General features: G+C 68.2%; 6 protein-coding genes. 5 read left to right on the top strand and 1 reads right to left on the bottom strand.

From position 1 onward, the window contains the following. Positions 1–103 precede the first annotated feature (103 nt). A complete protein-coding gene (gene entS, locus CFE50_RS21595) occupies positions 104–1333 on the top strand; it encodes an enterobactin transporter EntS (protein ID WP_286737182.1) in 1230 nt (409 codons plus the stop codon). A 263-nt stretch (positions 1334–1596) separates the two neighbouring features. On the opposite strand, the gene fepB is transcribed toward entS, so the two are convergent. After that, positions 1597–2565: a Fe2+-enterobactin ABC transporter substrate-binding protein gene (fepB, locus tag CFE50_RS21600; protein ID WP_286737183.1), complete on the bottom strand. Its 969-nt coding sequence runs from the start codon at positions 2563–2565 to the stop codon at positions 1597–1599. Between the two features lie 274 nt (positions 2566–2839). On the opposite strand from fepB, the gene CFE50_RS21605 reads away from it, so the two are divergent. The 4 genes from CFE50_RS21605 to dhbA are packed head-to-tail and all read left to right on the top strand — an operon-like array spanning position 2840 to position 7288. Next, entirely contained in the window at positions 2840–4027 is a 1188-nt protein-coding gene (locus CFE50_RS21605) for an isochorismate synthase (protein ID WP_286737184.1), read from the top strand. Then, positions 4024–5649 carry a (2,3-dihydroxybenzoyl)adenylate synthase gene (locus CFE50_RS21610; protein ID WP_286737185.1) on the top strand — a complete coding sequence of 542 codons (1626 nt, stop codon included), beginning with the start codon at positions 4024–4026 and terminating at the stop codon, positions 5647–5649. Before CFE50_RS21605 ends, CFE50_RS21610 begins: the two co-directional genes overlap by 4 nt. Positions 5650–5657: 8 nt before the next feature. Further along, entirely contained in the window at positions 5658–6521 is an 864-nt protein-coding gene (locus CFE50_RS21615; RefSeq protein WP_286737186.1) for an isochorismatase, read from the top strand. A gap of 11 nt (positions 6522–6532) precedes the next feature. Then, positions 6533–7288, top strand: a complete 756-nt coding sequence (dhbA, locus tag CFE50_RS21620; protein WP_353744017.1) for a 2,3-dihydro-2,3-dihydroxybenzoate dehydrogenase — start codon at positions 6533–6535, stop codon at positions 7286–7288. Positions 7289–7552 lie beyond the last annotated feature (264 nt).

Raw genomic sequence — 7552 nt, forward strand, 5'->3', positions numbered from 1 at the left:
AGTGGATGAGAACAAGGCGTATTAACACATGATAGTCTGTATTACATGCTAACAGCCTTGCCCCGGCGGCTCGATAGCGTCCCCTGTGTTTTTCCGGTGATTCATGTCCAAGACGTCCTTCCTGCTCGACTTCGGCCTGCTCAGGTCCCACGCCGCCTTTCGCACCCTGTTCATCGCCCGGCTGGTCTCCGTGCTGTCCCTCGGCCTCCTGGCCGTGGCCATCCCCATCCAGGTCCAGGCGCTGACCGACTCGCCGCTCAAGGTGGGCCTGGCGCTGAGCATGGCCGGCATCGGCATGTTCGTCGGCCTGCTCACCGGCGGGGTACTGGCCGACCGCCTGGAGCGGCGCCGGCTGATCCTGGCCGCGCGTTCCATCTGCGGCCTGGGCTTCATCGGCCTGGCGGTCAATGCCAGCCTGCCCGAGCCGTCGCTGACCGCCATCTACCTGCTGGCGCTGTGGGACGGCTTCTTTGGCGCCCTGGGCGTCACCGCGCTGCTGGCGGTCACGCCGATCCTGGTCGGCCGCGAATCCATGGTGCAGGCCGGCGCCCTGAACATGCTGAGCGTGCGGGTGGCGGCCATCGTCGCGCCGCCGCTGGGCACCCTGCTGATCGCCCAGAGCGGCGTGGCCTGGAACTACGGCCTGACCGCCGGCGGTACCCTCATCACCCTGCTGGTGCTCTTGCGCCTGCCGCCGCTGCCTCCACCGGAGCAACCGCGCGAGACGCCTTGGCAGGCCCTGGGCGGCGGGATCGCCTTCCTGTTCGAGAATCGCCTGCTGGGCGCGGTCGCCCTGGTCGGCGCCCTGGTGACCATGGCCAATGCGGTGCGGGTGCTCTATCCGTCGCTGGGCGAGGACTGGGGGCTGGATACCGGACACCTGGGCTGGCTCTATGCCGCCGCACCCCTGGGCGCGGCCATCGGCGCCCTCACCAGTGGGCGACTGAACCAGGCACCACGCCCCGGCCGTACCCTGCTGATGACCGCGGTGGCCACCTTTCTGGCGGTAGCGGTGTTCGCGCTGCTGCCCGGCTTCTGGCTGTCAGCGCTGTGCCTGGTGCTGTTCGGCTATCTGGGCGCGCTCAATTCCCTGGTGCAGTACGCGCTGATTCAGCGCCTGACCCCGGATCGCCTGCTGGGGCGCATCAATGCGCTGTGGACGGCGCAAAACATCGGCGGTGAAGCCATCGGTGCAGCGCTGTTCGGCGGCCTGGCCAGCCTGATGCTGCCGGCGCAGGCGTCCTGCGTCTTCGGTCTGGTCTCCACCGGGGTAGCTGCCCTCTGCTGGGCGCTGGCCCGCGGCCTGCGCCGGGCGGAAAGCCTCGGCGCCTGATCGGCTTCAGGGCGTCTTGCGTAGCGTGGAAAACCGCGCAGCGTTTTCCACTGGGGCTCATGACAGGGACAGGTGGACAAGGCTGCGCCGTTGTCCACCCTACGGGTGCTCAAGGCCTGGCGTAGTGTGGAAAACCGCGCAGCGTTTTCCACTGGGGCTCATGGCAGGGACTGGTGGACAAGGCTGCGCCGTTGTCCACCCTACGGGTGCTAGAGGTCCGGTGTAGCGTGGAAGCCGCGCAGCGTTTTCCACGATTGCCCGGTTCAAGGCTTGGCGTAGCGCTGTTCCAGGCGATCCAGCAGCAGGTTGGCGCTGTAGGGGTCGAGACGGAAGGTCTCGGCGCCCAGGGCTTCCACGCGGTTGTCCTTGACCGCCGGCAGGTGCGTCAGCAACGGATTACTACGTACTGCCTCGGCTTCCTTGGCGTCCGCGGCGAACAGCAGGAAGGTCTGGCCCGTGAGACCGGTGGCGACGTTCTCGCCGGCGAGCTGCAGGATGTCGTGGCGCTGCCCCTGGCTATGGCCGGTCTCCAGCCCCGCCGGCAGCGCCGCCAGTTTGAAGCCCAGGCTTTCCAGCAACTGGCCCTGGGAAGAGGCGGCGGTCCAGAGGTTGGCCTGGCGGGTCGCCGGGTTGTAGACGAAGGCGGACACCGGTTGCGGCGGCAGCTGCAGGCGCGCCTTGAGATCGGCGACGCGCCGGTCGAAGTCACCGACCACCTTGCGGGCGGCGTCCTCGCGGCCGGTGGCCTGGCCGAGCAGTTCCACCACCTGTTGCCAGCTGCGATTGTCGTAACCCACCACCAGCACCGGGGCGATGGCTTTGAGTTGCTCGACCAGGCGCAGCGCCGAGTCGTTGCCGGCGGCGCTGACCAGGATCAGATCCGGCGCCTCGGCGGCCACGGCCTCGGCATTGGCCTCGCCGATGTACAACCGCTTCACGTCGCGCTGCCTGGCGACCGCGCCCCACTGGCGCAGGAAGCCCTGGTCATCGGCGAATCTGTTGTTGGGCGAGGTGGCGCCGCTGGCCACCACCGGCGCGCCGATGGCGAGCAGGGAGCCGGTAAGGGTGACGCTGGTGGAGACGATGCGTTGCGGCTTGGCCGGCAGGGTCACCTGGCTGCCGTCGGCGCTGATCTGCCGCGGCCAGTCCGCCGCCTGAGCGGGGCCACCCAGGGCCAGGCTGGCGACCGCCAGAGTGGTGAGAATGCGAAACACTGACAACAAGCTGAACATGGACGCCTTCCAGTTGTAAGATAATCACTCTCATTTTCAAAGAACCAGCCCCTGGGCAGCAAGTCGTTCCTTTCCCGTAGCCGACAGGGCCAGGGGAGGAGGCGCGGAGCCGGTACCTGCCGGCGCTCTGCCCAGTGGAGATTCAATAGGGATTTCAAGGGGTTGCTAGCCATTTGGCGAGATCGTTCGGTCCCTAACGAATTGACTTTCCGGCAGGCAACCTTTAGCTTCTGCTTATTGATAAGCATTATCATTCGTGTAGAGGTCCATCGAAATGACGAGCAAGAGGGCTGAGGTGGTCGGCGGAGTCGCCGCCGATCGTCGGGAACAGGCCGCATTTCTGTTCCAGTCGGGTGATCGCGTCCTGCAGGGGCGGGGCATCTGTGCCCGGGTCGAGACACCGGCCAGTGGCGGCGCGCACCGGGACAGCCTGTTCCTGCACGCCGTGGATGAGGCCTTCGCCCGTGCCCGCCAGGCCGGCATCGCCGAGCCGGTGATCATGGGGGCCATTCCCTTTGATACCACCAGGCCCTCCTGCCTCTATGTGCCTCGGGAACATGCCTGGACGGCGCGCCCGGCGCCGGTCAGCAGCGCAGCGGTCGCCCCGGCGCAGGTGCGCGAGGTGCGCAACCTGCCCAGCGCGGACGGCTTCTGCCTGGCGGTAGAGGAGGCCATCGAGGCCTTCCGTCGCGGCGAGCTGAGCAAGGCGGTGCTGTCGCGCATCCAGGAAATCCGCCTGGCCGAACCGGCCGACGTGGAGGCCATCCTCGCCAATCTGGCGCGGCAGAATCCCACCGGCTATCAATTCCGCATCCCCACCGCCGAGGGCGGCGAGCTGGTCGGGGTCAGCCCCGAGTTGCTGGTGCGCAAGCAGGGTGCCCAGGTCCATACCAATCCCCTGGCCGGTTCGGCCAGGCGTCGCGCCGATCCGCAGGAAGACCAGCGCGTCGCCCGCGAGCTGCTGGAGTCCAGCAAGGACCACTACGAGCACCGTCTAGTGATCGAGGACATCCGCGAGCAGCTGGCGCCGCTGTGCAGCCGGCTGGACGTGCCCGAAGGCCCCTCGCTGCTCAGCACCAACGCCATGTGGCACCTGTCCACCGCCATCGACGGCGAGCTGGCCGACAGCCGCACCTCGGCGCTGCAACTGGCCTGCCGCCTGCATCCGACCCCGGCGGTCTGCGGCTTTCCCACGGCCGCGGCGCGCCAGTTGATCCAGCGCATCGAGCCCTTCGACCGCGGCCTGTTCACCGGCATGGTCGGCTGGTGCGATGCCCAGGGCAACGGCGAGTGGGTGGTCACCATCCGCTGCGGCACGGTGCAGGGCGACTGGCTGCGGCTGTTTGCCGGCGCCGGCATCGTCGAAGCCTCCGACCCCGCGGCCGAGTGGGCCGAGGTCACCGCCAAACTGGGCACCATGCGTGCCGCCTGTGGCTTGCTCGACGAGGAGAACCCCACGTGAGTCTGGAATTCACCCCCTGGCCGGACGACCTGGCGGCGCGTTATCGCGCCCTGGGTTACTGGCCCGATCTGCCGATGACCGAGATCCTGGCGCGCAGCCGCGCGGCCCTGCCGGATGCGCCGGCGATCCTCTGCGGCGAGCGGCAGCTGAGCTATGCCGAGCTGGACGAGTGCTCCAGTCGCCTCGCCGCCCACCTGCAGGCCGCCGGGCTGCGCCGCCACGACACGGCCCTGGTGCAGCTGCCCAACGTGGCCGAGTTCTATGTGGTGTTCTTTGCCCTGCTCAAGGCCGGCATCGCTCCGGTCAATGCGCTGTTCAGCCACCAGAAGCTGGAGCTGCTCGCCTATGCGCAGCAGATCCAGCCCCGGCTGCTGATCGCCTCCCGCGAGCACAACCTGTTCCGTGACGACAACTTCCTTGCCGAGTTGCGCGACGTGGCGCCGGGCCTCGGCGAGGTACTGCTGGATGGCGCCGACGATGCGCGCAGTCTGCAGCAGCGCCTGGATACCCCGCTGGACGGTTTTCAGCTGACCCCCACCGCCGGTGGCGAGGTGGCCTTCTTCCAGCTATCCGGGGGTAGCACCGGCACGCCCAAGCTGATCCCGCGCACCCACAACGACTACTACTACAGCCTCAGACGCAGCGTCGAGATCTGCCGCCTGAGCCCGGCGACGCGCTTTCTCTGCGCGCTGCCGGCGGGCCACAACTACACCCTCAGCTCCCCAGGCGCCCTGGGCGTCTTCATCGCCGGTGGCTGCGTGGTCATGGCCCGCGATCCCGAGCCGCTGCGCTGCTTCGCGCTGATCGAACGCCATCAGGTGGACTGGGTGGCCCTGGTACCGCCGGCGGTGGCGCTCTGGCTGCAGGCCGCGACCGCACCCGAGCAGCGTGCGCGACTCGCCAGCCTGCGCGTGGTGCAGGTGGGTGGTGCCAGCTTCGCCGAAGCCCAGGCTCGCCGCGTGCCCGCGGAACTGGGTTGCCAGTTGCAGCAGGTGTTTGGCATGGCCGAAGGCCTGGTCAACTACACCCGCCTGGACGACGAACCCGAGCGCATCTTCACCACCCAGGGCCGGCCCATGAGCCCGGACGACGAGGTGCGCATCACCGACGAGGACGGCAATCCCGTGCCCGAGGGCGAACCCGGCCTGCTGTCCACCCGCGGCCCCTACACCTTCCGCGGCTACTACCGCAGTCCCGAGCACAACGCCCAGGTATTCGACGCCGAGGGCTTCTATTTCTCCGGCGACGTGGTCCAGCGCGATGCCGCCGGCTACCTCAAGGTGGTCGGGCGGGTAAAGGACCAGATCAACCGCGGCGGCGAAAAGATCGCCGCGGCCGAGATCGAGGGCCTGCTGCTGCGCCATCCCGGCATCACCCACGCGGCCCTGGTGGCCATCGCCGACGACTTGATGGGCGAGAAGAGCTGCGCCTGCCTGGTGGTGAGCGATCCGGCGCTCAAGCCGGTGGCGCTGCGCCGCTACCTGCGCGAGCAGGGCGTGGCCGAGTACAAGTTGCCCGACCGTTTCCAGTTCCTTGACCAGCTGCCGCTCACCGCCGTCGGCAAGATCGACAAGCGCCGCCTGCGCGAGCAGCTGCAGACCCCATCCACCGAGCGTCCCTAAGGTTTCCCATGGCTATTCCCCGTCTTGCCTCCTATCCCTTGCCCCAGCCCGACGGCTTTCCCGCCAACAAGGTCGACTGGATGCCCGTGGCCGATCGCGCCGTGCTGCTGATCCACGACATGCAGCGCTATTTCGTCGAGTTCTATGGCGACAACAGCCCGCTGATCGACCAGGTGGTGGCCAACATCGCCGCCCTGCGCACCTGGGCCGATGCCCAGGGCGTGCCGGTGGTCTACACCGCCCAGCCCACCGACCAGCCGCCGGCCGATCGCGCCCTGCTCAACGACATGTGGGGTCCGGGCCTGACCCAGGCCGATCCCGCGCTGCAGCAGGTGGTGGACGCGCTGGCGCCCAGGGGCGACGACGTGGTGCTGACCAAGTGGCGCTACAGCGCCTTCCACCGTTCCAACCTGCAGGACCTGATGACCGAATGGCGACGCGATCAGCTGATCGTCTGCGGCGTCTATGCCCACATCGGTTGCCTGACCACCTGCACCGATGCCTTCATGAGGGACATCCAGGCCTTCCTGATTGGCGACGCCGTGGCCGACTTCAGCGAAGAAGAGCACCGCATGGCGCTGCGCTACGTGGCCACCCGCTGCGGCAGCACCCTGAGCACCGCCCAGGTCACCGGCGCGGGTGCGGCCGTGCTCGACGAAGCCTGGCTGCGCGCCCAGGTCCAGCCGCTGCTGGACGCCGACGACGAAGAACCGGCGCTGGACGACAACCTCACCGACTTCGGCCTGGATTCGGTGCAGGTCATGACCCTGGTGGGCGAGTGGCAGAAGCGCGGTCTGCCTGTGACCTTCGCCGATCTCGCCGCCCAGCCGACCCTGCAGGGCTGGCTGGCTCTGCTGCGCGCTCGCGCCTGAGGGACTCGCTGATGACGCAACTGGATTTCACCGGCAAGCGCGTCTGGGTGACCGGCGCAGGGCAGGGCATCGGGCTGCAGGTGGCGCGGCGCTTCCAGGAAGCGGGTGCCGAGGTGATCGGCCTCGACCGGCAATTCGCCGAAGGCAGCTATCCGTTCCGCACCCAGTTGCTGGACGTCGCCGACGCGGCCCAGGTGGAGGAAGTCTGCCAGTCCCTGTTGGCGGAAGAACGCCGCCTGGACGTGCTGGTCAATGGCGCCGGCGTGTTGCGCCTAGGCACCAGCGACAGCCTGAGCCTGGACGACTGGCAGGCGCTGCTGGACGTCAACGTCTCCGGCCCCTTCTACCTGTTCCGCCAACTGGTGCCGCTGTTCAAGGCCCAGGGCCGGGGCGCCATCGTCAACATCGCCTCCAATGCCGCCCATGTGCCGCGCCTGCAGATGGCCGGCTACTGCACCTCCAAGGCGGCGCTGGTGTCCCTGAGTCACTGCGTGGCCCTGGAACTGGCCGGGTCCGGGGTGCGCTGCAACGTGGTCTCGCCAGGGTCGACTGCGACGCCCATGCTGGCCGGCATGCTCGGCTCGCCCGAGGGCTATCAGCGCCTGGTGGACGGCCTGCCGGAAGACTTCAAGCTGGGCATCCCGCTGCGCAAGATCGCCCAGCCCGACGAGATCGCCAACACCGTGCTGTTCCTCGCTTCGGACCTGGCCAGCCATATCACCATGCAGGACATCGTGGTGGACGGCGGCGCGACCCTGGCGGCGTGAGGGGTTTCGTCGGTTGGGTCGAGCGCCAGCGAAGCCCAATGCGGCGGGTTCGACTTCGCCTGTTGGGCTTCGACGATGGGGCTGCCTCAACTCAGCCTACGGCTCGCCTCGCAACCGATCCCGGGCTTGCCAGGGCGTGTAGTGGTCCACTCACCCCGGACACCTTTTTAGGCGAAGATGATCGCCACACAGAGGTGTTCCATGAGCAAACAACGTCGTTCTTTCACGCCCGAGTTCAAGCGCGAGGCCGCAGGTTTGGTGCTG

The sequence above is a fragment of the Pseudomonas sp. PGPPP4 genome (assembly GCF_002256045.1).
GTDB lineage: Bacteria > Pseudomonadota > Gammaproteobacteria > Pseudomonadales > Pseudomonadaceae > Chryseomonas > Chryseomonas oryzihabitans.

Coding starts and splice junctions, on each gene's coding strand:
- entS (WP_286737182.1), top strand. CDS start 104: ATGTCCAAGACGTCCTTCCTGCTCGACTTCGGCCTGCTCAGGTCCCAC.
- fepB (WP_286737183.1), bottom strand. CDS start 2,565: ATGTTCAGCTTGTTGTCAGTGTTTCGCATTCTCACCACTCTGGCGGTC.
- CFE50_RS21605 (WP_286737184.1), top strand. CDS start 2,840: ATGACGAGCAAGAGGGCTGAGGTGGTCGGCGGAGTCGCCGCCGATCGT.
- CFE50_RS21615 (WP_286737186.1), top strand. CDS start 5,658: ATGGCTATTCCCCGTCTTGCCTCCTATCCCTTGCCCCAGCCCGACGGC.
- dhbA (WP_353744017.1), top strand. CDS start 6,533: ATGACGCAACTGGATTTCACCGGCAAGCGCGTCTGGGTGACCGGCGCA.